Below are 26,761 nucleotides of genomic sequence, written 5' to 3'. Positions count from 1 at the left end.
TTTAAATAACGGTTTCATGAATTTAGCATCGGAAGATAGTATAAATAAGATCAAACATTTAAAAGGCAGTGGTTCTCTAATAAGTGCTATTGTACTGCTGAGTACGTTTATGTTTATTTCATGTACGAACGTACAAGAAGAACAGAAACCCCTGCCCAACATTGTACTGATATTTGCAGATGATCTTGGGTATGGTGACTTGGGATCATATAATGATAAATCTCTGGTACCTACCCCTAATTTAGATAAATTGGCATCTGAAGGTATAAGTTTTACGAACGCGTATTGCCCTGTTTCGGTCTGTTCGCCGTCTAGGTATGCACTGATGACCGGAACGTATCCTTTTAGAAGTTGGAAAAAATCAGGTGTCTTGTCAAATTATGAACCATCTATGATGGATAAAGGCCAACTGACCTTACCGCAAATGTTACGGCAAACAGGTTATACGACGGCCGGGTATGGTAAATGGCACTTGGGGGCCACATTTCCTACATTGGACGGGGCTAAACCTGCCGGGTATGGAAAATTTAAGGCAGAGAACAATGGTGCGAATATTGATCTACAAAAACCGATCAGCGGAGGCCCGGTCGATAATGGTTTTGAAAATTGGTACGGATTTAGTTGCGCAAGTGAATGCTGGATAATGGATGGCAATACTATTGTTGCGGCGCTTGGGCATGAATTCTATAACATCGATTCGGCAAAAGGAAAAGATCATATTGAGATCGTTCCGGCCAATCAATACCTTAAACGTATCACCAAGAAAAGTATCGCATTTTTAAGTGAGCGAGCAAGACAGAAAAAAGAAAATCCCTTTTTTCTATATTATGCACCGTATGTTCCCCATGTGCCGTTATCGGTAAGCGATGAATTTATAGGTACCACAAAAGCTGGGCTGTACGGTGATTATGTTTCTGAACTGGATAGCTATGTAGGGCAAATATTGAATACGCTCGATAGTTTAGGGCAAGCAGAAAACACGATCGTCCTTTTCGCCAGTGATAACGGTTCTCAGTTCGAGAGAACAGGTGTTCATATAGATTTGGCAAACGCAAGTAATAATTTGTCGGATGTTAAAGAAAAAGGGCCAAACAAGAATGAACATCATCCGAACGGTAGTTTAAGAGGTTCTAAATGGACCATTTGGGAAGGAGGGGTTCGTACTCCTCTTATAGCCAAATGGCCGGGAAATATCCCCCAGGGTGTCAAATCGGATAAGATCTTTGCCTTGAACGATGTACTTGCAACCCTTGGTTCGATCGTTAATTTTAACGTGCCACAAAATATGGCCATAGATAGTTATGACCAATCCATGAACCTTTTGGGCGAAGAAAAAGATGTTAGAAAATCTGTAGTTGTTCAGTCTTCAAATAATCTAATGGGATTAAGAAAGGGGAAATGGAAGTTTATTGCACCGCAAAATGACTCGGCTCAGGGCCAGTTATATGATTTATACGAGGACGAATCCGAATCTAATAACATAATCACGGAAAATTCTGATGTGGCAGCTGAAATGCATAAAGAATTACGTGGTATAATTTCCGGAACGGTGTCTGAAAAATAGAAAATCCCATTCTTAATTTAAGCGTGTGTTAGTAGCAAAGAGTCGAATAATCTAATAATTATATTTCCAGATGGTTTCATTCATTATTTCTATTGTAGTATTGATTCTAGGTTATTTTATTTATGGCAAGCTTGTAGAAAGTGTTTTCGTCATTAATAAAAACCAAGAGACACCTGCTGTTAGATTAAGGGATGATGTAGATTTTGTACCGCTGCCTGCATGGCGCATATTTCTGATTCAATTTCTGAATATTGCAGGTTTAGGGCCTATTTTTGGTGCAATTGCCGGAGCGATGTTTGGTCCGTCAGCTTTTTTATGGATTGTTTTGGGAAGCATATTTGCGGGTGGTGTTCATGATTACTTCTCGGGAATGTTGTCGTTAAGACATGATGGACTAAGCATTAGTGAGGTCGTAGGGGTCTACTTAGGAAACAATATGAAGCAGTTAATGAGGCTCTTCACTATTGTGTTGTTGATCTTTGTTGGAACCGTTTTTTTAATGGGGCCAGCTAAGATCATAGCTGAAATGACCGGTAATTTTTGGAATTTATGGATTTGGGTGGGTATAATTTTACTCTATTATATTCTATCGACCGTATTGCCTATCAATAAAGTAATAAGTAAAATTTATCCCCTTTTTGGGTTGGCTATGTTATTAATGGCTATCGGATTGCTCATCGCTCTTTTTTGGGGAGATTATACCATTCCTGAAATGGTACCTGATAATCTAAGAAATATGACCAAGAACCCTGAGGAAACACCTTTGTTTCCAATTCTTTTTGTAACCATTGCCTGTGGGGCCATTTCAGGATTTCATGCAACGCAATCCCCGTTAATGGCCCGATGTTTAAAAAATGAAACTTTTGGTAAAAAAATATTTTATGGCACCATGATTACGGAGGGGATTGTAGCCTTGATTTGGGCCGCGGCCGCAATGACCTTTTTTGGCAATGTAGATTTACTTAATGATGCCATGCTTGCTAATAATGGTAACGCAGCTTGGGCAGCTAATGAGATATCTACCAATATGCTGGGTACGATCGGAGGTTTTTTAGCATTGTTAGGCATTGTAGCTGCCCCGATTACTTCTGGCGATACGGCGTTCAGGTCCGCCCGCTTGATCCTTGCCGACATATTTAAGGTAGATCAAAAGAAAATTAAGAATAGATTATACCTAAGCATCCCCTTATTTGTAGTAGCGTTTATTTTAACGCAGGTAGATTTTGGTATCATCTGGCGCTATTTCGCATGGAGTAACCAGACCTTGGCGACGGTTGTATTATGGACCATTACCGCGTATTTGGTCTATACGGATAAGTTTTATTGGATTACGCTGATTCCTGCTGTTTTTATGACCATGGTATGCACTACCTATATTTTGATCGCGCCAGAAGGATTTGAATTGGACAATACAACATCTTACGTTTTGGGTGGAATCATAACCATTATCGTTTGTATTTTATTTCTGATGCTGATCATCAAAAGACAAAAAGGTCATCAAACGACCAAAATCTAAGTATTATTTGAGTTGTTAGTTTAGTTTTAAAAAGGAGTCACAAGAAACTGTGGCTCTTTTTTTGTTCATAGACTTGGTAGCCATTTCTAATTGAAGCACGCAATAAAAGAGTGCCGGCAAGCTTTTTTAACAGGGCTTTAATGGGGTGCCTGTAATCTCCGTTCTAGAAAAGGAGAGAAGAGTATGTTTACCAGATCTAGTTTTAACTTTCTACTAATTATATAGATTTTGTGTTTTTCTTAAACATACCTCCTTAATCTATCTAGGTTATTTAGATGATATATCGTTTGATTTATGCAAATAACGGGAATCTAGTTTTATTTTTTAATCGTATATGGAAGTGCATGCTGCACAAAAGATTAGAAAATAAAAGACATAAAAAAACGGTTTGTGCGTACACAAACCGTTGATTTTGAGTCCTGTGGACTATGTAGCGAGAGAGGGACTTCCGGGTTATGAATTCTAGTAGAATTGTATTGATATAATCTTAGATAACCTGATAATTAACTATTTAGAATAATTTTTAAATTATAAAATTAAAGTAAAATTTAATTACAAGTGTGGAATTTACATTTGTATTTTTGTTACATTTAAAAATTGTTATACTTTTTCAATTTGACAGTTTGATTTAAGATTAAAATATTATTAAAATTTAAAGTGTACTAAATTATGATATACAAACAATTAAAATATATTGGTATTTTTTCAATACTCATAACAATAGCATTATTTGCATATGGAAGTAGAAAAGTAGAAAATTCCAATGAACCCCCTCCTGTTAACCAGCAACCAAATATTATTGTAATATTAACAGACGATCAAGGATATGCAGACTTTAGCTTTCACGACCCAAAAGAGTTTCCGGCCTCGGTTGATGTTTTAACACCCAATCTTGAAAAATTAGCACAAACAGGTGTATATTTTCGTAATGGATATGTGGCATCTTCTACCTGTGGGCCTTCTAGATCTTCAATTTTAACGGGTCGTTCAAGTAGTCGTTTTGAAATGGAGGATAATATAAATCTGCCTAAAGGAGATACGGGACCACCATTGTCAGAAATTTTCATACCAAAAATAATTAAACAAAAGAATTATATTTCAGGAGCTTTTGGTAAATGGCATTTGGGAGGTAGCGATTTAGCTATGTTTCCCACAGGACGCGGTTTTGATTACTATTGGGGTGAAGATTATTTAAATGGAAGTGAAGTAAATCAAGACTATCATGGTTACTATAGAGAGTTATTTATGGGAAAAGGAATAAAAAATCCACCAAGTTGGACAAGTGGTGAATTTGCTGTTCCTGAATATGGTAAATATTTAACGGATGCTGTAACAGATGAAACTCTTTCTTTTATAAAAAGAAATAAAAACAATCCTTTTTTTGCCTATGTGGCATACCATGCACCGCATAGTCCATTTCAGACCAAAGAAAGTTTGATAAAAAGAATTGTTAAACATCAGCCGAAGTATCAAGCGGCATATGAGCGCATGAAACTTGAAACAGACAAATGGGAAAAAAGTGGTAATGACAGGAATTACTATTTTGGGAAATTTAAAGGATTAAATCTAGATCAGGAAGCATTACGGCTAGTCTATTTATCTATGCTTTTATCGGTTGATGATGGTGTTGGAAAAATAGTAAGTCTTTTAGAAGATGAAAATTTATTACACAACACTTTGATTTTTTATTTAAGCGATAACGGAGCTGCACTAGCTAGACCAAATGACCTTGGAGGGGTTAATTTACCACTCAGAGAAGGTAAAGGTACTGTCTATGATGGAGGTGTTAGAGTGCCATTTGTGATGAATTGGAAAGGTACTTTACCAGCTGGAGAAACCTCTGATTTAATGGTGTCATCTATGGATATATTTACAACCACGGTGGAATTGGCAGGAGCAACAGTGCCGGCAGACCGTGTTATTGACGGTGTTAACCTAATTCCCTATTTAATAGGAGATAAAAAAGGACAAACAGCTCATGAATATTTGTTTTTCAGACGATATGATAGGAATATTTACTCTATAAGGAGTGGTGATGAAAAACTGGTCAGAAATATAAATGTGATTGAAAATGAAAACGGGAAAACAAATAAAAATAAATATCCGCATTCCGAAGGGAGTTTATATAATATTGAAAATGATATAACCGAGCTAAATGATATTTCGGCTAAAAATCCAAAACGAAAATCCATTTTACAGGAATTATATAATAAAAACGTGAAAATTTTGCCCCCTCCAAAAAGAACTAAAAAAGCAGTAAGAAGTTTTTGAAAATCAACAGGTGTATTCATTACCTGATGTAATAATTAATGAAAATAGTTATCAAACGACCAAAAGCTAAGTATTATTTGAGTTGTTAGTTTAGTTTTAAAAAGAAGTCACAAGAAACTGTGGCTCTTTTTTTATAAATCTAAATCTAGCTGTATCCTAAAAATTAAAAAAGACCTCGCCACCAAATTATCTTTAATCGAGCCGTAGTTGTGTCCGTGGTCCATGTCATGGAAAAGGAGAGAAGAGTATTTTTACCAGATCTAGTTTTAACTTTCTACTAATTATATAGATTTTGTGTTTTTCTTAAACATACCTCCTTAATCTATGTAGGTTATTTAGATGATATATCGTTTGATTTATGCAAATAACAGGAATCCAGTTTTATTTTTTAATCTTATATGGAAGTGCATGCTGCACAAAAGATTAGAAAATAAAAGACATAAAAAAACGGTTTGTGCGTACACAAACCGTTGATTTTGAGTCCTGTGGACTATGTAGCGAGAGAGGGACTTGAACCCTCGGCCTCCGGGTTATGAATTTTAAAAATTCCCCTTTTTTACGGCTGTTTCAAGCTTTTTATAGCAAAATCGTATCAGGCAATGTATACGCTGGTTTTACAATATTATATGGCCTAATATAATAAAAAAGTGAGAAGTGGGTGTTGTGATAGTATTTAGGTCTTTCGTATAAATAATTATTGCTATTATAAAAATTCAGTGTGAATATCTGTTGTTTGCAAATATGTTCTGGTAGCACATATATCTTCTTACATTGATTGGCTAATTTTTAATGGAATTTAATAAAAGAAGATATTTTCTTGGTTTGATAGTTAGCAACCAATTTCATTAAAGATTTATTTAATTTATATCGTAATGACAAATGTTTTTGATAAGTATTAATTATATGATTGTCATAGGGATAACTAATATCTAATTATTTTGATTAAAAGGGTTTTGTAGGTTGTTGCTTACCCTGGAAATATCAAAAACTTCAGTTCTGATTCTTTAATTTTTTTTCAACCCTTACAGAAATCCGTAAAAGAACTAATTAAAAAGATTCTAAGTTGCGAATGAATTTATACTCAACAGGAGCTTCTAAGAGGAAAATGAAAAATTAGGAGTTCATGGAGCTAATATTTTTAGGGAAATAAAACCAACCAAAAATATATGGAGTTAATAGAAAAAAACCCTTATCGAATTGCGGGTATTCTCTCAAACGCAACGGAAAGAGAGTTACAAAAGCAAAAGACTAAAATCAAAGCCTACACAAAGGTTGGAAAAGAAATCAAATCAGACTTTGACTTTCAAATTCTCAAAAGTATTGACAGAACGGAAGATTCTGTAAAAAAAGCATTTTCAAATGTTGAGCAAAACCAAGACAAAGTAAATTATGCCCTGTTTTGGTTCTTAAATGCTAGTCCATTTGACAACACCGCTTTTGAATACTTGAAAAATGGAGATGAAGAAAAGGCAATTGAAATTTGGGAAAAAGTAACAACCGACAAAGATGTTAATTCCAAAAATTTCTCAGCGTTCAACAATTTGGGTACCTACAAACTTTTAAGCAGAGATAAATCTGATATCAAAACAGGGATTGAAGCCAAAATCAAACTCATTGAATCAAACTATTTTGAAAGCTTCGTTCATTCTGTTGCAGATGAAACTTATACAATTGACAATCAAAAACAATCTGAAAAATTGATTGATGAATTGCTGATACAATTCAAAAATCAGTTTTCAAGTTCAGAAACATTGGAATTGTTTAGCGGATGTAACGGAACTACTCAAAAGTATCTTTCCAAAAAGTTTACAGAACAACCATTACATAACATAGAAAGCCAAATTGAGAGTTGTAAAAAGAAACGAAAAGCAGACAAAGGCAGAGCTTATGAATTTGGTTTTAAATTATTCACAAACACAAAGGACGATTTATCACTTCTCAAATCATTACTTGGTACAAGCGACTTAAAATACAAATCGGTTTCCGACCAATTGGCGAACGAAATAATGCAATGCGGAATTGATTATTTCAACGAGTGTCAAGAAAATGACTCCAATGATAATTATCTTGAATCAGCTCAAAAGTTGACAAAATTGGCAGACTCTATTGCGGTTGGAAAATTGACCAAGGATAGGGCAAAAGACAGTCTTGCCACACTTGAAGAAATGAAGGATCAAGAGATTAATCAAGCATTACAGGTCTTACAATCTATAAAAGATGCGTATGATAATAATGCTAGACAACTAATGGCACAAGTAAAAGAGCAAGAAGCAAATATGGGCTATGGGCAATCAATCAATTGGACAAAAGTCGCTGAACTAATCAAAAATTCAATTGATTGGGATAAAGCAACGGAACTTCTTGTCAACGTAATTCCAAGAGAGAATATTAGTAAAATAAAGAATGCCCAAAATACTTCTAAAATAAACGAATACAAAAAATTAGTCGAATTTGTACTTGAAAAAGTTAGTTACTCTCAAAAGAGTAGGATTCAATATTTAAAGTATTGGCATTCACCAAGAACATCAAGTAGTTCTTCAACAAACTCAAAATCTACAACAAGACCAACTTATTCTAATAAAAACTCGGGAATAAGCTGGTCAAAAATATTGTTATACGGTATTCCAATGGTTATAGGAACATTTATTTTACCTGTGATAGGAACTGTAATAGGATATTTTGTAGGCAATTGGATTTATAAAAATTTACAATAAATGAAGAGACTAATTATTATATCGTTCTTTATCGGAGCAACAAATCTTTTTGCTCAACAGCAACAGGATTCACTTTTGGTTCAAGAATTACCAAGCTTAAAAAGTGATTTATTAAAACAGCAACAAGAGGTTGATGTTTTAACTAAAAAGGTGAACAACCAAAGTTATCTAATTAGAGAACAAAGCCAAACCATTTCAGCTTTGCAAGAGCAAAATACTAGTCTAAATGCTTCCATTGATAGCTTGAGTCAGCTAATCCAAACGAATAGTCAAAATATTGTAACCAATTCTCAAGAACTTGGCACTAAAATCCAAGAAACGGAGCAGCAAGCTGAAAACAAGATATCAGAACTAGGCGGAGATGTGGAGAAAAACAGACTGTACTGGATAATTGCCACTTTGGCAACACTTTTATTAGGTGGTTTGATTTATTGGTTATTAGGTAAACGTATTCAGTCAAGTAAAACAGATGTAGAAACTCAAATCAGAAATACTAAAGCTTCATTGGAAGAAGAAAGTGTGAAATTAGATAACAAATTGGTAGAAGTTTTAGAAACACAATTAAAGCTGCAACAAGAAACAAGCAAATCTCAACCAGTTGCTTCAAACGATAAAGCAGACCATTCTTTAGCCCTTAAAGTTGCAGATGAAATCATTCGGATTCAAAAGAATTTGAGCAGAATGGATGAAAAAACAAAAGGTTTAAAACAGTTAAATTCTTCAGTAAAACGTATTCAAGACAACTTTGCATCTAACGGTTACGAATTGGTAGACATGCTTGGGAAAGAATACAATGAGGGAATGAAAGCAACAGTAAACTTTGTTCAAGATGAGGATTTTGAAGAGGGAAAAAGAATTATAACAAGAATCATTAAACCTCAAGTAAATTATAAGGGAACAATGATTCAAACAGCACAAATAGAAGTTACAGAAGCATAAAAAATATAATCAAAATGGCAAGAACAAAAATTGATTACGGTATTGATTTAGGAACCACCAATTCCGCTATTTCAAGAATGGAAAATGGAGAAGCAACCATAAAAAAAACGGATACTTTAAAAGACACAATGCCCTCTTGTGTCTATATCAATAAAAAGAAAGCTATACAAGTTGGCGATAGTGCTTATAACGCTTTAAAGCGAGACAAATTGAAATCAATGAAAGGTGCTGATAATTTTCAATCAAACGCATTCATTGAGTTCAAACGAACAATGGGAACTGACAAAATGTATCAAAGTTCCAACCTTGACAAAGAATTATCAAGTGAAGAATTGTCAGCAGAAGTATTAAAAACACTCAAGTCTTTTGTCAAGGACGAAAATGTAAATTCTATTGTAATTACCGTTCCAGCTGCTTTTAAAAACAACCAAAAAGAAGCTACAAGAGAAGCCGCTAAACTTGCAGGTTTTAATCATATCGAATTGTTACAAGAACCTGTTGCTGCTTCCATGGCTTATGGTTTAGATTCCAATAAAAAAGATGGTTTTTGGTTAGTATTCGATTTCGGAGGAGGAACATTTGATGCGGCTCTTTTGAAAGTTGAAGAAGGCATAATGAAAGTAATTGACACTGAGGGAGACAATTATCTTGGCGGTAAAAATTTGGATTTTGCTATTGTTGATGAAATTATTATGCCATACCTAAAAGAAAATTATATCATTAATTCCATTTTAGCAGATGATGCAAAAAAACAAATTCTACGTAATGCTATGAAGTTCTATGCAGAAGAAGCAAAAATTAAACTTTCATTCAACGACACGCACAATATCCTGTCAGATTTGGGGGATATTCCCGGAGAAGATGATGAAGGGGAAGAATTTGAATTGGACATTACAGTAACCCAAGCGGACATTACTAAAGCTGTTTCACCTGTTTTTCAAAAAGCAATTGATGTTAGTTTACGCCTATTAGAGCGTAACAATTTAAAAGGTTCATCTTTAGATTCACTTATTCTTGTTGGTGGACCAACATTCTCACCTGTTTTGAGGAAAATGTTAGAAGAACAAATTTGCAAACCAGACACAAGTGTAGACCCAATGACCGTGGTTTCAAAAGGGGCTGCTTTGTACGCATCAACTGTTGATGTTTCGGAAGAAGTAAGGGAGCAAACCAGAGATAAAACAAAGATTCAACTGGAAATTGCCAATGAAGCATCCACAGTCGAAACCGAAGAATTTGTGCCTATCAAAATTTTAGCTGACAAAACAGAAGACGAAATTCCTGAAAAAGTATTTGTAGAACTTACTAGAGGAGATAAAGCTTGGTCTAGCGGGAAAGTTGAAGTTAACACGATTGGTGAAGTAGTTGAAATCCAACTCAATGAAGGTAAAACCAATTTATTTGAAGTAGCTCTCTATGATGATAAAGGTAATATTTTGGAGTGCGAACCAACATTTTTTAGCGTGATACAAGGTTCTAAAATTGGAAATGCTACGCTACCTTATAATATTGGAATTGAATTAAAAGATAAAATAACAGGCAAAGTTTGTTTCAGAACCATCAAAGGATTAGAAAAAAATCAATCCATTCCGGCTGTAGGAACAAGAAATGGGCTCAAAACCCAAAAGCAAATTCGTCCAGGAATGGATTCCGATTTTATTAAAATCCCTGTTTATGAAGGTGAATACGCATCTGAGGGGACAAGAGCAATTTACAATGAACATGTTACTGATATAAAAATAAGCGGATCTGATTTACCTTCTTTGCTTCCCGAAAACAGTGATGTGGATTTAACTATAAACATTGATAGGTCGGAGAAAATAACAGTAACAGCTTACTTCCCTTATTTAGATTACTCAACAGAAATAGAAGTTGATAGTACTAAAACCTCTATAGAAACTTCTTGGTTAGCTAATGAAATCAGAAAAGCAAAAGGCAGTATTACCGAACTGAAACAAAACGGTATTTCTAATAATGGACAATTGCTAAAAGTTGAAGCTGAATTAGAGCAAATTGAAAAAGCATTTGAAAACAATAAAAATGACGTAGATGGCAAGCAAGAAGTATTAACCAATTTGAGAAAGTCATTAAAAACAATTGATGAGCTCAACGATACCACCGAGTGGCCAAAATTAGAAGAAACTTTAAAGGAAGAATTTTATAGATTAGAAAAAGCTAATAATGAATTAGGTAATGAACAAACTAATCAAGTAGTCAATCAATTCCGTTCGCAATTAGATGAAGTCATAAGGGCTAAAGACGTGAAAATTGGTAATGTTCTATTGGAAGAAATCGAGATGTTCTTATTTAAATTAACCGAAATATATCAGTTTATCGGGTTGATAAGAAACTTCAATGACAATTTTGGAGGCTATTCTTGGAGCAACCCAACAAAAGCGAGACAATTGGTTAGTGCAGGAATGGAAAAAATCGCAAATGGTCCAGATAAAGAAGAATTAAGACAGATACTAATTTCATTATTCGATATGATACCAAATACGGAAATACCAAGTGGTGATGATTCTGTATTGGTTGGATAAAAAGATAAGGATATGAGATTAAGTACTAAGTTACTTTTACCGCTCTTTTTTTTAACTATAATTATTTCTTCCTGTGAAAGTGATGCAGAAAGAAAACAGCGTTTAGCAAAAGAAGAACAGCAAAGAATTGAATTGGAAGAAAAGCGAAAAGCAGAAGAAGCTGAACGTGCATTTCAATTAGAGCAAGAACGCATTGAACAAGAAAAGCGTGAGGAAGAAGAGCGTATTGCCAGAGAAATATTTCTTGAAAAAGAAAGACAAGAAAGAATTATTTATGAAAAATATATTAATAGCTCATTAAATACGGGTACTACACCCTATTCCCGTTATTATGGAGGAAATTCTTCTTGTAACAAGTATGGTTGTTCACAAATAAAAGTAACAACGAGTAACTCAGATGTAATCGTTACTATTAAAAAGGAAGGGAAAGTAGTCAGACATGCCTACATCAAATCATATAGCAGCTACACTTTTTCATTTCCTAATGGAACTTATCAAACATTTTTTTATTACGGAAAAGGTTGGAATCCTGAAAAGGAAATGAAAGGAGGAAAAATGAAAGGTGGTTTTGTTGCCAATGAAGACTTTGGCAAGGATAATCCACAAACATTAAACAACAATATTTTGGAATACCAACTGATTTTACAAGAAAATGGGAATTTCAGTACTCGTCCGAGTAATCCAGAAGAGGCTTTGTAAATGAATAAACATAATCACATATTATCCAAAGGTCAATCTATTAAAGATAAGTACAAAGTTACTTTCTTTCTCAAAAAGGGAAGTTATGCAGAAACCTATCGTGTAAAAGACCAAGAAGGTAAAACAAAGCTTTTAAAACTGTTTGCGTATTCAAAATTGGATAGAACCCAGTTTACTGAAAATGGTGATGTTTTGGAGGTTGAGATTTTAAAAGAAATCAAACATCCTAATTTGGTTAAATACTGCGATAGTGGTGAATTAATTCTTGATGGTCAAAAATACGCTTATGCTATTCTTGATTTTATTAGCGGTGAAACATTGGTAGATAGATTAAAACGTGAGCAGTCACTTAATATTTATGAAGCTAAAGACATTATTTTGGGTGTATTAAACGGATTGAAATATTTACATTCTTTAAACAATCCAATTATTCACAACGATATTACCAACTTAAATGTAATGTTAGATTTATCAGGTAAAATTTCTATTCCAAAAATTATTGATTTTGGCTATGCCCGTTATTTGAGTCAATCTAACAAGGACTTTTTAAAAGATGGATTAAATCCGTTTTACCAAGCCAATGAAGCATTTAATAAAATTTTCTCTGTTCAAAGTGATGTATTTTCTGCTGGTGCTTTGTATTATCATTTATTGGAAGGATTGCCACCTTGGTTTGTAGAAATTTCAAAATACAAATCTGATACTATAAAACTGGAAGATGCAGTTATTTCTGAACGAAAGAAGCCTTTAAGATTCTCAAATATTACGGACGAACAAATTCAAAATATAATTGCTAAAGCATTACAACCAAATACAGAACATCGTTTTAAGAATGTTAGTGATTTCGTAAAAGCTATTAATGGTGAATTAGAAGTAAAACAATTGTCTTCGCCAAAACAGACCTCGAAACCTAAATTAAATGAGATTAAGAAAGGTAAAGGTTTTTCAGCTATTGCAGGAATGCAAGAATTGAAAGATATTATCAAACTTGATGTTATTGATGCTTTAAACGAAAAAGAACGTTATGCAGAATATGGTTTAACCATACCAAACGGAATGTTACTTTATGGTCCACCAGGCTGCGGAAAGACATTTTTTGCCGAAAGAATGGCTGAAGAAATAGGATTTAGATTTTATCAATTAAAGCCTTCCGACATTCAAAGTAAGTATGTAAATCAAACACAGGAACAAATCAAAGATATTTTTGATGAAGCTCGTGAAAATGGGCCAAGCATTATTTTTATTGATGAATTGGATGCAGTTGTACCAAATCGTGATAATTCGAGTGTAAATCATATGAATACAAGTGCTGTTAATGAATTTTTAGCACAAATGAATAATTGTGGTGAAGATGGAATTTTCATTATTGGTGCGACTAACAGACCCAATTCAATTGACCCAGCCATATTGAGAGCGGGAAGATTAGATAAAGTAATCTACTTGCCACCACCAGACCTAGAAGCTCGTGAATTGATGTTCAAATTATACTTGGAGAAAAGGCCAAGAGAAATAGGTTTAGATTATTCAGAATTTGCAAAAGCAACAGAGAACTATGTTTCGAGTGATATTAGATTCCTTTGTGATGAAGCATCAAGAAAAGCATTAAAACTCAACTCAAGAATTTCAAAAGAGATTTTACTTGAAACCATAAGGAACAATAAACCTTCAATAAAACTTGAGGAATTACAAAGTTATATCGCTATAAGAGCGAAAATGGAAGGGGTATCGAATAATACTAACGACCGACCTAGAATCGGTTTTAAAAACAATTAGATATGGAAACATTACACTTCAATAAACTTTTGCTCAAAACTGCTTTTTCATGTATGGCTTGTGATGGCGATATTGACAAACGTGAGGTCAAACTTATTAAGCAACTGCAAAAGGAACGTAAAACCTTCGGAGAAATAGACATCAATACCGAATTGGACACATTGCTAATTGCTATCAACAAAGATGGACATCAATTTATGAGAGATTATTTTGATGAACTAACAACTTCTGAATTGACAGAAGCTGATGAACTTAACTTGATTGAAGTTGCAATTGACACAATTAAAGCAGACGAAAAGGTTGAATACAGTGAAATCAAGTTTTTTAAGGTGATTCGTTCAAAGTTAAAAATAGATAATGAGGCTATACTTAAAAAGTATCCTGATTTTGAGGATTATTTAGAGCAAGACATAATTACCGATTTTTATTTGTCAAGACTTCAAGACGACTTTTTTGATACACATGTTTCGAGCAAATTTGAGTTGATTAGTAAAATTGATGGTGACATATTAAATAGTTTAAAAGAAAAGAATGAGGAATAATGGTATTATTATAAAGACTGTATTGGCAATTCTAATGTTCTTATGTTTATTGGATATGCCTTATGGATTTTATGAATTTGTGCGATTTGTGGCGTTCATAGGATTTGGAATTTTGTCATTTAAAGCAAATAAAAAAAACAAACAATTAGAAGTGATATTATATGCTGCACTTGCACTTCTATTTCAACCATTTTTCAAAATTGCACTTGGGAGAGAAATATGGAATATTATAGATGTAATTGTTGGAATAGGACTGATTGGAAGTTCGTTTGTAAGTAGAAAACCAAATGAAGAATTATAGGTATGTATAGAAATGTGGGTGAATAGGATAGAGACAGAACGATATTAATAGGCAGATGGGTCTAGGGTAAGAGAAAATACAAAGTTATATTAGGTTACCCAATTCTATGAGTATTTTTTACGAAATTAATTATTGCTTTTTCGTTGCGATTATCGAAAATTCGGTTCATAAAACGAACAGTTTTGGTGGGGTTTCATGATATTCCTACTTTCGAAGTAGTAATACATCTAGAACTCTTTATGGGTGCCAACCGAGCATAAAAGCCACGGTGGTTTAGAATGTGGGCAGTCTGTCAAAATAAATGATTTCACTTTCCATATCATTTCTGAACATGATTTATAAGTCTTAAAAGGGTGTATTATCGTGTATTTATTCATTTTCAGAAGAAAATAGAATAATTGACTGTTGAATAAAATGGTTATAGGCCATTCAATAAAAGCTGTGTCATAATAAATCCTAAATAATTGAAATAGCTATATGGAAGCAATAAATGAACGGATAAAAAAGGGGCTTGGTAATTTTTTCACAACCAAGAGCACCAAGTCTTTTATTCATGATATGAACAATGCCTTGAAAGCTATGGAGGATATTGAGGTAATAAGGGTTCTTTTAAAATATAACATCGTTATACAACCAGAAGTAACGGAATTTTTAGAAGCTTATCATGAAATGATGAATGGGTGGCAAAAGAAAGGTAAAGTATCCGTAGTTGTTGGTGATGTATCCATATCAAAAAGTCGTTGCGCTGCCTGCCTATTAGGAAAAAGCATAACTGTTTATGGGTTTGAATATAAACATTCAGAGGCGGAATTTCCCTATAACCGTATCGTATATAAATATGACTTTGGAATGGCATACGATGTGAGGGAGGGAATATTGTATGATCTAATGATTTGTAATTCTTTTTTGTCAAAGAATGAAATGCAAGAATTAGATAAAATCTGCTAAATCAAAATAAAACCAAATATTATCGAATTTTTAAAACCTACCACTATGAAAAAACTGTTCTTTTTAATGATGGTGTTACTTGTTTCTCAAGTTTCAAGGGCACAAAACGATTATAACCCTATTTTGGCAAAGTATGTTATCACCAAGGCGATAAACAATAAAAAAGATTGTACGGAAGAGGTGGTAAAGAGTGGTGGGTATACGGCATTTTATGTTGAAAAGAATAATGATGCCATATATATGGAAAATGTATTTGCCAATGATAATACCAAAAGTTATGGACCTATTGATAATATAAAAATCATTAGACGGAGTGACTTAAGTCAATATAAGTATGATGGAATTGTGTTCTCTTTTGATTGGCACTATAAAGACTCTTATGAAGATGATCAAGGGGTAGCCAAGGTCAATGCCATACTTGTAAAAGATAAGCCAAAAGGAAACTGTTTCATTATGAAAATATTAAGTGATGATAGCGGGCTGATAGAGTATTCGGGAGAACTGATAGGTGAAGTAAACGACCGCATATTAGATTATTTTATTGTGGGAAAATATACCCGTTAACATTATATCATATTTGACTCATGACCCTAAAAATGAAATATGATTTAAAACTATCGATAATCTGCACTAATTTTTAACACGAAAAATTTTTTTCGGCGACTTTTAAAAAAATGTATTGGTCATCCAAAAACCTTCCAATATATTCATTTTTAGGAGATAAAAAATTCCTTGCCATTACTGAATATTAACCTACTTCATATATTCTATGCAAATTTTATCAATTTACTTGTTTATTGGTTTGACCTTAACCATCATGGTTTCCGAAATTAACGATATACCCTCATATGATGAAGATGATATCGAAATAACAAACAGCGACAAAGTGGTATATATTTTACTTTGGCCTGTAATTCTGTTGTATATATTTTATAAACTTAAAAAGTAACAGTATGTGGAAATTGTTATACGACTCCTTGGAAGCATTTAAGGTAGTCGACTTTCGAGATATTGCTCATGAAAATGCCAAAGATTTAATTAAAGAATGTGGGGGCGGTGATATAGGGTTTAAAGAAATACTTATTCAGTTGTTTGGTTTGGAAGATGAACATAAGGAAAGAAACATAAAAAGAATCCATGTAATCTATGAAAATGACACATTAGCTGGAATTTTATATGGCGACCATGTACTAAATTTAAAAATAAGACCGTTTTATAAAGGACTGATTCTGAAATCGGGCACAGTGGAATGTGCCGATGAAATATCTGTTTCAACCGTTCATAAAGTGGTTGCTAGAATTATAAAAGAAAAAAATTCCATTATCTCCCCCAAGGAATTTAAAATTTTCAAAAGGTTTGCGAATACAGAGATAGCTGAGCCTTTTATGAACAACATGTATTGTTTGGATAGTACTACTTTTTCAGACCTGCGATTGGATCATGTATGTACAACCAGACAGTTTAAACAGATAAAAAATGAGTATTCCAAAAAATGGAATGCGATAGTCGCCATGAAAGATTTTAGGGTGACCAAATTATATTATAAAAAACACCTCTTAATTGGTTTTTCGCTGAACAGAAAAGTAGATGGCGAACAATTCTTTTGGAGCGGCCAACTACAAGAGGTATTAGAGAGTTTAAAATAAAAAACAAAAAAAATGAAAATTGTTAATCACCAATTATTAAGTAAAGATTTTTTTATACCTAAATGGGAAATCAAACACTTGTTTTTAGGCACTTTTAACCCTGAAGGAGGTGAAGAGGTCAATTATTTTTATGGTCGAAATAGAAATCAAACATGGAAATTATTAAGTGAAATTTTTAAAGATGAATTTAACCCAAAAGAATTTGATCAATTTTTAACGAAATTAAAAAAGCATAAAATAGCCTGTATGGATATGATTAAATCTGTAAAGGTTATCAATGAAGACATTTCTTTGATTACGGGTAAAGGTTATTCAGATTCCAAAATCATTAATAACACAATAGAAAGAGAACATAACACAACCAATATAATAGAAGTAATCAAAAAAAATCCTGGTGTAAGGCTTTATTCCACGTGGGGCAAGGGACCTATCATTAAAAATTGGAATGTTGAAATCGATAAAATTGGACCAATTATAAGTCTCACGTCCCCAAGTATGGCGGCTAAAGTACCAAAAGGAGAAAAAAAATATGATTATATGTTAGAAGATTGGTTACATAAAATAAAAAAATGAAATCTATCTTCTATACGGATAGTAGAATACCTAATGTTCAAAAACTAGCCCCATGTTTAAATGTAAAAAAGATGGTTGAATCTATATGAAACCCTTAACCAAATCCCGCTTCAAGTTAGGGTTGGAATGTCCCAATAAATTGTTCTTCACTTCTAAAAGGGAATATGCCGATCAGCGAATGGACGATTCCTTTTTAGAGGCTTTGGCAAAAGGTGGGTTTCAGGTTGAGGCTTTGGCCCGTTTACACTATCCCAATGGAGTCTTTATCGATACGGCAAATTATGAGTACGATCGGGCCACGGATCTTACGCGAATTTATTTGGAAAAAGAAACTGTTTCCATATATGAAGCCGCCTTTGGACACGAAGGTCTTTTTATCCGTACCGATATCCTTTCAAAAAAAGGAAACCATATCAAACTCATTGAGGTAAAGGCCAAATCATTTGATCCCGACGATGAATATTTGTTTTTGGGAAAAAGAGGAAGTATTAAAAGTGGATGGAAATCCTATTTGTTCGATTTGGCCTTCCAGAAATATGTCGCACAACAAGCATTTCCACAATTTACCTTCGAGGCCTATCTTATGATGGCCGACAAAACAAAAACGGCAAAAGTGGACGGTCTGAACCAATTGTTCAGAATACCTAAAAATGGGAACCCACGAACCGATGTTGTTACAGGTATTTCTTCCATTGATGAAATTGGGGGTTCCGTTCTTTCGGAAATCAATGTTGATAGGTTGATTAATGGAATTATAACCGGTGAGTATTCGTATTTTGATAATCTGAACTTTGAACAGTCGGTAGAGCTTTTTAAAAAAGCATATCAAGAAAATAAGTACCTGAATTGGCCTACACAATTCGGCAGTTGTAAAAATTGCGAATTTAAAACCACGAAAGAACAGGAAAAAGAAGGATTGAAATCTGGCTTTAAATATTGTTTTAAAAAGCAGCATCAATGGGCAGATAAAGATTTTGATAGGCCCAATGCCTTTGAAATATGGAATTTTAGGGGGAAAAACCTGATGGAAGAGAACCGCTTGTTGATGGATGACCTTACGGAGGAGGAAATCAACATAAAAGTGGAACCGGGGAAATTGTCGGCTTCCGAGCGGCAATGGCTCCAAATACAAAAGGCCCAACAAAATGACGACACCGTTTTTGTGCTCCGGGAGGAATTAAAACAAGAAATGGGCAAATGGCAATATCCACTACATTTCATAGATTTTGAAACGAGTACTGTAGCGCTTCCTTTTACGAAGGGCAGAAGACCTTATGAGCAAGTAGCTTTTCAGTTTTCGCATCATCAATTGAATGAAGATGGCAGTGTTGAACACAAGAGCCAATATATAAACAATAGCCCTGGGGAGTTTCCCAATTTTGAATTTGCCCGTGCTTTGCAAAAGGCCCTTTCCAAAGACCAGGGAACCATATTTAGGTTCGCAGCCCATGAAAACACGATTGTCAACGCGATTATCGCCCAGTTAATATCCAGTAGTGAAGCTGATGCCCACGAGCTGATATCCTTTTTAAAATCCATTTCCACGGCTACAAAAGACAACGTTGAACAGTGGGTCGGGGATCGTAGTATGGTTGATCTAAACAAGGTGGTCAAAGATTATTATTATAACCCCCTTACAAAAGGATCCAACAGTATCAAGGCCATTTTACCGGCCAGTTTAAACACTAGTTCTTATTTGCAAGAAAAATATAGCAAGCCTATCGGAACCATAAATGTAAGTAGTACCAATTTTGAACCAGGTCATATATGGCTTCGAAAAGATGGGGGTGCCATATTGAACCCGTATAAAATGTTGCCTCCCTTATTCGATGGTTGGAGTATGTTGGAATTAGAGAATACAATCTCGGAACTGGAAGGTATCGCAGACGGTGGTGCGGCACTGACCGCTTATGCCAAGTTACAATATACAGATATGGATCAACAGGAACGTGCTGAGATTACCAGTGCCCTATTAAAATACTGCGAATTGGATACCTTGGCCATGGTCATGGTCTATGAACATTTCAAATATGACCTTGTTGCTGATTAAGTTTATTGACGAATACGGTTTTTTTTGAATCTTAATCAATTAAAAAAGAATGTATCACTTAACTATTTTTAATAGGGCCGTAGTTGTGTCCGTAGTCTCCGTATGTTTAAATTATGGGAAAGACCGTAAGGTATACCGTAGTTTTATTGGGCAAGACCGCAGGTGAGGTGTGGTATGCCAAAAAAGGCGACAGGGGACACCGTATACTTTATATTTATTGATGCTACGATATACCGTATGTTTCATAAATAACTATGGTAATTGATACGGTTTTATTGGAAAAAATAGAAGCATTTACGGAAATCTGTAAATCTGCAGGAGTTAAAGGTGCTATGTTGCATTGGCGTTTGTTTGGATATTCACCTTTTTTATTAAGAATAGGCATTTAAATTAAACCATTATCTAAGGTGTTTGTCGTAAGATTTGCCTTCAAAAGAATAATTATTTTAATTTTAGTTGCTATAAATAATCGAAAATAATCAATGATTTTAAGTGAACAATATATTGTTATTTGAAATTAAAATGTTGTACTGTAGAAGTTAAAGATGAAAGGATGTCCATAACATCCTAACCAATTTTTTGATCAAACCTTATTAAAAAAACATATTTAATTATTTGATATAATGGCTAAGTTCATTACTGGAAAACAGCTAAAAGAAGAAGTTTATGAAATCATTCACAAGGCAAAGAAGCAACTACTGATTGTTTCACCTTACATTAAACTAGATGATTATTTTAAAAAGGCTCTTTTCGAGAATCATAAGAAAAATTCAGAACTACATATTATTATTGCCTTTGGAAAAAACGAGAAAAATCCTCAGCGGAGCTTGAAAAAAGAAGATTTAGACTACTTCAAGGATTTTCCAAATATTTCCATTGTTTTTATTCCCAATCTACATGCTAAATACTATTCGAATGAAAAAAAAGGCATAATTACATCCATTAACTTGTATGATTATTCATTTGAAAATAATGTGGAATTTGGTGTTATTAGTGAAACCTCACTTTTGGGAGGTTCAGGCATTGATAAGGAAGCATGGGAGGAAACCATGAAGATTTTATCGGAAAATCACACCATTTTTATACGTAGACCTAATTATAAAAAGAAGTTTTTAATAGCAAAAGATTATGTAGGCTCTGAAACTCTTTTAGATCTTACAGATGAATTATTAAGTGGGGGGCTCAAATCGAAAAGGAACGTTTTTGAATTTATGGACAAAACCTTTGTAGATGAGATTGAACATACAGAAAGACCTAGTAGAGAAGAATTTGAAAGGCTAATTGAAGGCAATGCAACTAAAACCACACTTGAAATGTCTCCACCCAAAACAAAAAGCAAACTTCTTTCTGCAACAAATCTTGGAAAGTTAAAGGGAAGATCTTATGCTGAAGTCATAGAGGTTATGATAGCAAATGGATATGTTGTGGATAAGACAACTATAACTGTAAATGGTAAGTCGGTAGGAATTAAATATAAAGAGAATGCTAAAGGGGATAAATGGATTGTTTACCCACAGTCTTTGGTCGAATTATTATAAATTAGTTGTACCGAATAATTACTATTCCAAAATAATTAAAAACGCTCGATGACAGAAATAATAACCTACCAAGAAATTGTAGAAGGTGATGAAGTAACGAAATATAAGCTTAATAAAAACAATGGTACAATTTTAATAGATTTAGAAAAACTGTTAAACGCAACTGTGACTGAATGTGAATGGTTGGGAGAAGATAAGAGCTATTTGGAACTTATGTATTATGAATGGGATAGTACAGAACATTTTGCAATTGTTTCAAAAGATGGTGACTTGGTTAAAAAAGGAATTAAAGAAATCCATCATTACATACCCGAAGTAGAATTATTTGTAGTAATGTTTACTGGTTTTGGTTTAGGCGAAAATGATAGTGCCTACTATTCAGTGGCTAATGATGATTGGAAAATGAGCGTCATTAATAGATATGGCGATTATATTCTAGAGCCAATATTTAATAAAATACAACATTTTGACGATGAGGAGTTGTTCTATGTAGATGGAAGTGTATACAACTTCAAGGGAGAATTCATAAAAAAAGAAGAATAATAACAAATAACCCAACAAAAACAATAACTACCAACCCAACGCTGGAACATTGTCCACAACATTTAAAAAGAAAGAGTTCGATTCATTTTCGTTCAAAGATTAAGTGTTTGAAATTGAATGCTTTTTTATAAAACTGAAGTAGAGATATAATCATGGGACGGTATGAGTTCTAGACCTTGTAGGAATAATTTGATCGAAAAATACTTTTAACGGGTTTAGATTATGGAATACTAGAGGGGAGTAAGCAATTGATTGAATAGACTGAGTTTTTTAGGACGTTCAGAATGGGAAGTTACAATCCCTTTAAATATTGAAATCTCTGCGACAATCAAAAACATGTCAAAGCTTAGGATAATCAAAACAAAAAGTATCAAGAGACATATAGAAAGATTATTGAAAAGTAGATTTTAAAATATATTAAGAAATGGCAGAACGGTCAAAGGAACTAGTAATTGTTGGATACTACTTGTCTAGATTTGGTAAGAAGTATCCGCCAAAACAATTAAATGTATCTAAGTGGAAAGATGCATACAATATCTTCTATAATAAATTGAGTAATGGACGTTCTGTTACCCAATTCAGAAATAGTTTAAACAACTCTAGAGATGCGTTTGATGGTTATTTTGCCGAAACCGAAAGGGAAGGTTGGAAAGATGATGGAGGCAATCCGGTAAAACTTAGCGGATATTCTTTGGATGTTTATAACGACTTCGATAATCTTAGTGAGCATGAAGTGTTTTCGAAAATCAAGAGCTACATAAGTCCATATGAAAAAAGCACTGAAAAAGACAACAAAGACATGGATTTAAGAAAAGTGTTACAACCTTACATTGAGAAATATAAAGATTTAATCGTTAACTCTATCGATTATGATGAAATCTATAAATGGGAAGCCATCCAGAATTTTCAAGATCATTGGGATTTAAAATCGAATGATTTAGTTGAAATGATTGACCAATCATTTCCGGGCAATAGCAATTTGTGGAGCAGCCAAAATTATTATCCCATATCCATGCTAAAATCATTTGCAAAAATAAATCCTGATAAAGTAAAATCGTCATTGGTCTATTTATTTAATGAAAATGAACAATTAGAAGATAGGATTTTGGCCTATAAAAATGCAATGGACGAGTTATTGGATGAAAGAAACAAAATAGAAGGGGCATCTGATAAACAGCATTACCAAGATGGCAGGACCATAGGTTTATTATTGTCATTTAATACTCCCTCAAAATACTTCCTTTTTAAATATAGTGTTCTTAAGTCTTTTTGTAAAAAGTTCAAATTAGATGCTCCAAAAAAGGGTGATATTGTGAGCCAGATATTTATTAATCAGGAAGTTAGCGAGTTAATCAAAAATTCACTTAAAGAGGATAAGGAGCTATTGGATATTCATGAGAATAGATTAATCGGTTCTTCATACAAAGAGGACGATTATAATATTCTAACTCAAGATTTTATTTATTCAATCATTAATTACATGGATAATAGCACTAAGTATTGGATATACTCACCAGGAGAAAAGGCCAATAAATGGGAAGAGTTCCATAAAGAAGGTATAATGGCCTTGGGTTGGGATTATTTAGGGAACTTTAAATCATACACTTCAAAAGAAGAGATTGTTAAAATCCTTCAAGAAAAGTTTAAGACAGATAGTTCCAAGAAAAATGATGCAACTGCCGTATTCGAATTTGCAAATGAAATGCAAATCGGGGATGTCGTTTTCGTTAAAAAGGGAACTTCTAAACTTTTGGGTTATGGTATCGTAACCTCAGGTTGTATATATGATGAAAATAGAACTGAATATAAAAATATCAGGAAAGTTGATTGGAAAAAGAAAGGTACTTGGGAGGCGGGTCATAATCTCGTCGTAAAAACACTTACTGATATTTCTCGTTATCCTTCACTAGAAACTGAACATGCTACTTATCATGAACGCCTCATGGCAATTATAAATGGTGATGAAGCGGTTAATACGACAATTGAAATGAATATTCCTTTAAACCAAATTCTTTACGGCCCTCCTGGTACCGGAAAGACATATAAAACGAAGGGCAAAGCTTTGAATATCTTAGGTGTAGATACAGAAAATTTAAAACGGGAAGATGTCAAGGAACTTTTTGAGCAAAAAGTAAAGGAAGGCCAAATTGTTTTTACCACTTTTCACCAAAGTATGTCCTATGAGGATTTTGTAGAAGGCATTAAGCCTATGGAGAAAGAAGATGGATTGGTGTATAAGGTGGTGCCAGGTATTTTTAAGGATATCTGTAAAAAGGCTTCATGGTTCGAGTCAGGTGATTTTTTTGGTTCTAGAAACCAATATCAAATAGTGGGGGTAAACAAGTATCTTCTTAAAATACAGCGAGATTCTGGAATTGTAGACCTGGCATTGGATTTTATTAATGAGTTGGTTTCTGAGTTTTTGGCGGGTAATATTTCGATAGATGATTTTAATTCTGCAAACCGAGACTACCTACATCAAAATCTACCCACTAAATGGGATAAATATCTCTTTGGATATGATAGTATGTTTAAGGCCTTATTGGAATATGTAAAGGCTAAAGAAGAAAAATCAAGTAACACAGTTGAATCTTCCAGGGTTTTAATAATTGATGAAATCAACAGAGGCAATATTTCAGCAATTTTTGGTGAATTAATTACTTTATTGGAACCTGATAAACGTTTAGGTGCGGCCGAAGAGGTAACGGTAAAATTACCCTATTCCAAAACTGAATTTGGGGTGCCCTCAAATTTATATATTATAGGCACCATGAACACGGCCGATAGAAGTGTGGAGGCTTTGGATACAGCCCTAAGAAGACGTTTTGTGTTTGAGGAAGTAATGCCGAACCCATCACTGTTATCGAAAATAACGTTTAATGGCTTTAATCTTGAACAGTTGCTTACTACCATTAATGATAGGGTAGAGGCCTTATTGGACCGAGACCATACCATTGGGCATTCGTACTTTATTAAGTTGAACAGTAATGACACTGATGGATTGTTGAATGTATTTAGAAACAATATTATTCCGTTACTTCAAGAGTATTTTTATAACGATTATGAGAAAATAGCTTTGGTATTGGGACCAGGTTTTGTGAATGAAAAAGAAACAAAGAAGAATCTCTTTCCTAAGTTAAAGAATATTGAAGAGCCGGAGAATGATAGGGTCTTTGAGCTCATTGATTCCATTGATGATATAGAAGATGCTGTAGGGCAGCTATTGGGCATCGTTAATGAGTAAGCGTAAAAACATATTACAGGTCTTTGAACATGGTAAATTATACTATGGTCGGGAATATAATGGAGTTTCTTTTGAAGAAAAGCATTTTAATGCCTTAGCTAAATTAAATCAGCTACATAACAACGAGTATTTTACCCTATTGCACAAAGGCATTAAATTCTCACAATATGTAGGTGTCATCCAGATAGATGGCCTAACTATTGAGGTTTTACCCAAAATAGATGGGGGTTCGTCCAATGAAGCTTTATGGCAAAAAGTGTTGATCGATATGCTTCGGGCTACAAGACGCCTAAAAGTAAATAAGGTGGGCCAGGCCATTGTCAACAAGCAACAGATTCATTTGTTGGACATTTATTTTGAATGGTTTTTAAATGAGGTGCAATTATTGGTCCGGCAAGGATTGATAAAACAATACCGTAAGAAAACAGGAAATGTAAAGGCATTAAAAGGCAAATTGGTGTTTGCTAAGCACATTGGGCAAAACCTTATACATAAAGAACGGTTTTATACCTCTCATCAAATATATGACCATAACCACCAAATACATCAAATCTTATCATTGGCATTGGATATTATAGGTCAATTTTCATCGGGAACATACCTATATTCTAAATATAAAAGGGTAGAGGCCGATTTTCCTGACGTTTCCCGGATTGTGGTAAACGCAAGTACATTTAAAAAATTAACGGTGAACAGGAAAGCAGAACCGTATAGGACGGCCTTGGAAATTGCCCGACTCATTATATTAAATTTTGCTCCTAATATTTCAAGTGGAAAAGAAAACATGCTGGCCCTTCTATTTGATATGAATGACTTATGGGAAGAATATGTTTTGATCAAGCTAAAAACACTTCAGACAGAAGGTCTAGAGGTTAAAGGCCAAGAATCAAGGCCGTTTTGGAACGGTATAAAGATTAGGCCAGACATTATCGTTCATAAAGAGGGGGAAACCTACGTAATAGACACAAAATGGAAGAATATAGGAGCTAGTAAACCATCTACCCATGATCTTCGGCAGATGTATGTTTACAACGAATATTGGACTTCTTTTAAGGCACTTTTGTTATATCCTTCAATAGAAACAATAGAACCTGAGTTTATCGCTTTTGAAGGTGATGAAAAACATAAATGTGCGATCGGTAAATTGAATATCTTGAATAATGATAAGCTAAACGATCATATCGGGGAAGAAATTATAGCGTGGTTTTCTTGATTTGTTGTTATATTTCATAGACTTTGAAACAAGTTCAAAAGCTATTACCTTTTACTATGAATACAATACCCCCATAACTTTGTTTCCAATACAGTTTATCGGTTCTTGCGTTTTTTTTATAATTTGAACAAGGTAAACCTTTTAAAC

19 protein-coding genes and 1 riboswitch are annotated in these 26,761 nt (G+C 33.8%); all 19 genes read left to right on the top strand.

Annotation, left to right across the window (positions count from 1 at the left end):
- The first annotated feature begins 16 nt into the window (after nucleotides 1-16).
- The 19 genes from J8L85_RS12680 (at nucleotide 17) to J8L85_RS12590 (ending at nucleotide 26,614) form a co-directional block, all read left to right on the top strand.
- Nucleotides 17-1,564, top strand: a complete 1,548-nt coding sequence (locus J8L85_RS12680) for an arylsulfatase (RefSeq protein WP_211017746.1) — start codon at nucleotides 17-19, stop codon at nucleotides 1,562-1,564.
- A 70-nt stretch (nucleotides 1,565-1,634) separates the two neighbouring features.
- Nucleotides 1,635-3,080: a carbon starvation protein A gene (locus J8L85_RS12675; protein WP_211017745.1), complete on the top strand. Its 1,446-nt coding sequence runs from the start codon at nucleotides 1,635-1,637 to the stop codon at nucleotides 3,078-3,080.
- A 669-nt stretch (nucleotides 3,081-3,749) separates the two neighbouring features.
- Nucleotides 3,750-5,351 (top strand): sulfatase-like hydrolase/transferase, encoded by a 1,602-nt coding sequence (locus J8L85_RS12670; RefSeq protein WP_211017744.1) that lies wholly within the window; start codon nucleotides 3,750-3,752, stop codon nucleotides 5,349-5,351.
- 1,166 nt (nucleotides 5,352-6,517) lie between these two features.
- Nucleotides 6,518-8,065, top strand: coding sequence for a hypothetical protein (locus J8L85_RS12665; protein WP_211017743.1), 1,548 nt, complete (start codon nucleotides 6,518-6,520; stop codon nucleotides 8,063-8,065).
- Nucleotides 8,066-9,004: a hypothetical protein gene (locus J8L85_RS12660; protein WP_211017742.1), complete on the top strand. Its 939-nt coding sequence runs from the start codon at nucleotides 8,066-8,068 to the stop codon at nucleotides 9,002-9,004.
- 14 nt (nucleotides 9,005-9,018) lie between these two features.
- The gene (locus J8L85_RS12655) at nucleotides 9,019-11,544 is read left to right on the top strand and encodes an Hsp70 family protein (RefSeq protein ID WP_211017740.1); all 2,526 of its coding nucleotides are present in this window, start codon (nucleotides 9,019-9,021) and stop codon (nucleotides 11,542-11,544) included.
- A 12-nt stretch (nucleotides 11,545-11,556) separates the two neighbouring features.
- Complete coding sequence (locus J8L85_RS12650) at nucleotides 11,557-12,243, top strand: hypothetical protein (protein ID WP_211017738.1); 687 nt, start codon at nucleotides 11,557-11,559, stop codon at nucleotides 12,241-12,243.
- Nucleotides 12,244-14,016: an AAA family ATPase gene (locus J8L85_RS12645; protein ID WP_211017736.1), complete on the top strand. Its 1,773-nt coding sequence runs from the start codon at nucleotides 12,244-12,246 to the stop codon at nucleotides 14,014-14,016.
- A 2-nt stretch (nucleotides 14,017-14,018) separates the two neighbouring features.
- Nucleotides 14,019-14,558, top strand: coding sequence for a hypothetical protein (locus J8L85_RS12640; protein WP_211017735.1), 540 nt, complete (start codon nucleotides 14,019-14,021; stop codon nucleotides 14,556-14,558).
- Nucleotides 14,548-14,859, top strand: coding sequence for a DUF6804 family protein (locus tag J8L85_RS12635; protein WP_247656650.1), 312 nt, complete (start codon nucleotides 14,548-14,550; stop codon nucleotides 14,857-14,859). The genes J8L85_RS12640 and J8L85_RS12635 overlap by 11 nt, the downstream gene beginning before the upstream one ends.
- 218 nt (nucleotides 14,860-15,077) lie before the next feature.
- A riboswitch (SAM-I-IV-variant riboswitch) is annotated at nucleotides 15,078-15,169 on the top strand.
- 167 nt (nucleotides 15,170-15,336) lie between these two features.
- Complete coding sequence (locus tag J8L85_RS12630) at nucleotides 15,337-15,807, top strand: hypothetical protein (RefSeq protein ID WP_211017734.1); 471 nt, start codon at nucleotides 15,337-15,339, stop codon at nucleotides 15,805-15,807.
- A gap of 45 nt (nucleotides 15,808-15,852) precedes the next feature.
- Nucleotides 15,853-16,371: a hypothetical protein gene (locus tag J8L85_RS12625; RefSeq protein ID WP_211017733.1), complete on the top strand. Its 519-nt coding sequence runs from the start codon at nucleotides 15,853-15,855 to the stop codon at nucleotides 16,369-16,371.
- 389 nt (nucleotides 16,372-16,760) lie between these two features.
- On the top strand, nucleotides 16,761-17,453 hold the full coding sequence (locus J8L85_RS12620) for a hypothetical protein (protein ID WP_211017732.1): 693 nt from the start codon (nucleotides 16,761-16,763) through the stop codon (nucleotides 17,451-17,453).
- A gap of 12 nt (nucleotides 17,454-17,465) precedes the next feature.
- Nucleotides 17,466-18,026: a hypothetical protein gene (locus tag J8L85_RS12615; RefSeq protein ID WP_211017731.1), complete on the top strand. Its 561-nt coding sequence runs from the start codon at nucleotides 17,466-17,468 to the stop codon at nucleotides 18,024-18,026.
- An 85-nt stretch (nucleotides 18,027-18,111) separates the two neighbouring features.
- On the top strand, nucleotides 18,112-20,076 hold the full coding sequence (locus J8L85_RS12610) for a DUF2779 domain-containing protein (RefSeq protein WP_211017730.1): 1,965 nt from the start codon (nucleotides 18,112-18,114) through the stop codon (nucleotides 20,074-20,076).
- Between the two features lie 623 nt (nucleotides 20,077-20,699).
- Nucleotides 20,700-21,614, top strand: a complete 915-nt coding sequence (locus J8L85_RS12605; protein ID WP_211017728.1) for a phospholipase D family protein — start codon at nucleotides 20,700-20,702, stop codon at nucleotides 21,612-21,614.
- Between the two features lie 48 nt (nucleotides 21,615-21,662).
- Nucleotides 21,663-22,157 (top strand): hypothetical protein, encoded by a 495-nt coding sequence (locus J8L85_RS12600; protein ID WP_211017726.1) that lies wholly within the window; start codon nucleotides 21,663-21,665, stop codon nucleotides 22,155-22,157.
- A gap of 424 nt (nucleotides 22,158-22,581) precedes the next feature.
- Nucleotides 22,582-25,401 carry an AAA family ATPase gene (locus J8L85_RS12595; RefSeq protein ID WP_211017724.1) on the top strand — a complete coding sequence of 940 codons (2,820 nt, stop codon included), beginning with the start codon at nucleotides 22,582-22,584 and terminating at the stop codon, nucleotides 25,399-25,401.
- Nucleotides 25,394-26,614: a restriction endonuclease gene (locus J8L85_RS12590; RefSeq protein ID WP_211017721.1), complete on the top strand. Its 1,221-nt coding sequence runs from the start codon at nucleotides 25,394-25,396 to the stop codon at nucleotides 26,612-26,614. The genes J8L85_RS12595 and J8L85_RS12590 overlap by 8 nt, the downstream gene beginning before the upstream one ends.
- Nucleotides 26,615-26,761: the final 147 nt, after the last annotated feature.

It is taken from the genome of Maribacter sp. MMG018 (assembly GCF_018100785.1).
Taxonomy (GTDB): Bacteria; Bacteroidota; Bacteroidia; order Flavobacteriales; family Flavobacteriaceae; genus Maribacter.
This window is presented reverse-complemented; position numbering and strand designations above follow the sequence as displayed.

Bases quoted from the DNA above. Each gene is read 5' to 3' on its own strand.
- J8L85_RS12675 (WP_211017745.1), top strand. From the start codon at position 1,635: ATGGTTTCATTCATTATTTCTATTGTAGTATTGATTCTAGGTTATTTT.
- J8L85_RS12645 (WP_211017736.1), top strand. From the start codon at position 12,244: ATGAATAAACATAATCACATATTATCCAAAGGTCAATCTATTAAAGAT.
- J8L85_RS12590 (WP_211017721.1), top strand. From the start codon at position 25,394: ATGAGTAAGCGTAAAAACATATTACAGGTCTTTGAACATGGTAAATTA.
- J8L85_RS12660 (WP_211017742.1), top strand. From the start codon at position 8,066: ATGAAGAGACTAATTATTATATCGTTCTTTATCGGAGCAACAAATCTT.
- J8L85_RS12650 (WP_211017738.1), top strand. From the start codon at position 11,557: ATGAGATTAAGTACTAAGTTACTTTTACCGCTCTTTTTTTTAACTATA.
- J8L85_RS12635 (WP_247656650.1), top strand. From the start codon at position 14,548: ATGAGGAATAATGGTATTATTATAAAGACTGTATTGGCAATTCTAATG.
- J8L85_RS12670 (WP_211017744.1), top strand. From the start codon at position 3,750: ATGATATACAAACAATTAAAATATATTGGTATTTTTTCAATACTCATA.
- J8L85_RS12620 (WP_211017732.1), top strand. From the start codon at position 16,761: ATGTGGAAATTGTTATACGACTCCTTGGAAGCATTTAAGGTAGTCGAC.
- J8L85_RS12625 (WP_211017733.1), top strand. From the start codon at position 15,853: ATGAAAAAACTGTTCTTTTTAATGATGGTGTTACTTGTTTCTCAAGTT.
- J8L85_RS12655 (WP_211017740.1), top strand. From the start codon at position 9,019: ATGGCAAGAACAAAAATTGATTACGGTATTGATTTAGGAACCACCAAT.
- J8L85_RS12680 (WP_211017746.1), top strand. From the start codon at position 17: ATGAATTTAGCATCGGAAGATAGTATAAATAAGATCAAACATTTAAAA.
- J8L85_RS12630 (WP_211017734.1), top strand. From the start codon at position 15,337: ATGGAAGCAATAAATGAACGGATAAAAAAGGGGCTTGGTAATTTTTTC.
- J8L85_RS12640 (WP_211017735.1), top strand. From the start codon at position 14,019: ATGGAAACATTACACTTCAATAAACTTTTGCTCAAAACTGCTTTTTCA.
- J8L85_RS12610 (WP_211017730.1), top strand. From the start codon at position 18,112: ATGAAACCCTTAACCAAATCCCGCTTCAAGTTAGGGTTGGAATGTCCC.
- J8L85_RS12665 (WP_211017743.1), top strand. From the start codon at position 6,518: ATGGAGTTAATAGAAAAAAACCCTTATCGAATTGCGGGTATTCTCTCA.
- J8L85_RS12600 (WP_211017726.1), top strand. From the start codon at position 21,663: ATGACAGAAATAATAACCTACCAAGAAATTGTAGAAGGTGATGAAGTA.
- J8L85_RS12615 (WP_211017731.1), top strand. From the start codon at position 17,466: ATGAAAATTGTTAATCACCAATTATTAAGTAAAGATTTTTTTATACCT.
- J8L85_RS12605 (WP_211017728.1), top strand. From the start codon at position 20,700: ATGGCTAAGTTCATTACTGGAAAACAGCTAAAAGAAGAAGTTTATGAA.
- J8L85_RS12595 (WP_211017724.1), top strand. From the start codon at position 22,582: ATGGCAGAACGGTCAAAGGAACTAGTAATTGTTGGATACTACTTGTCT.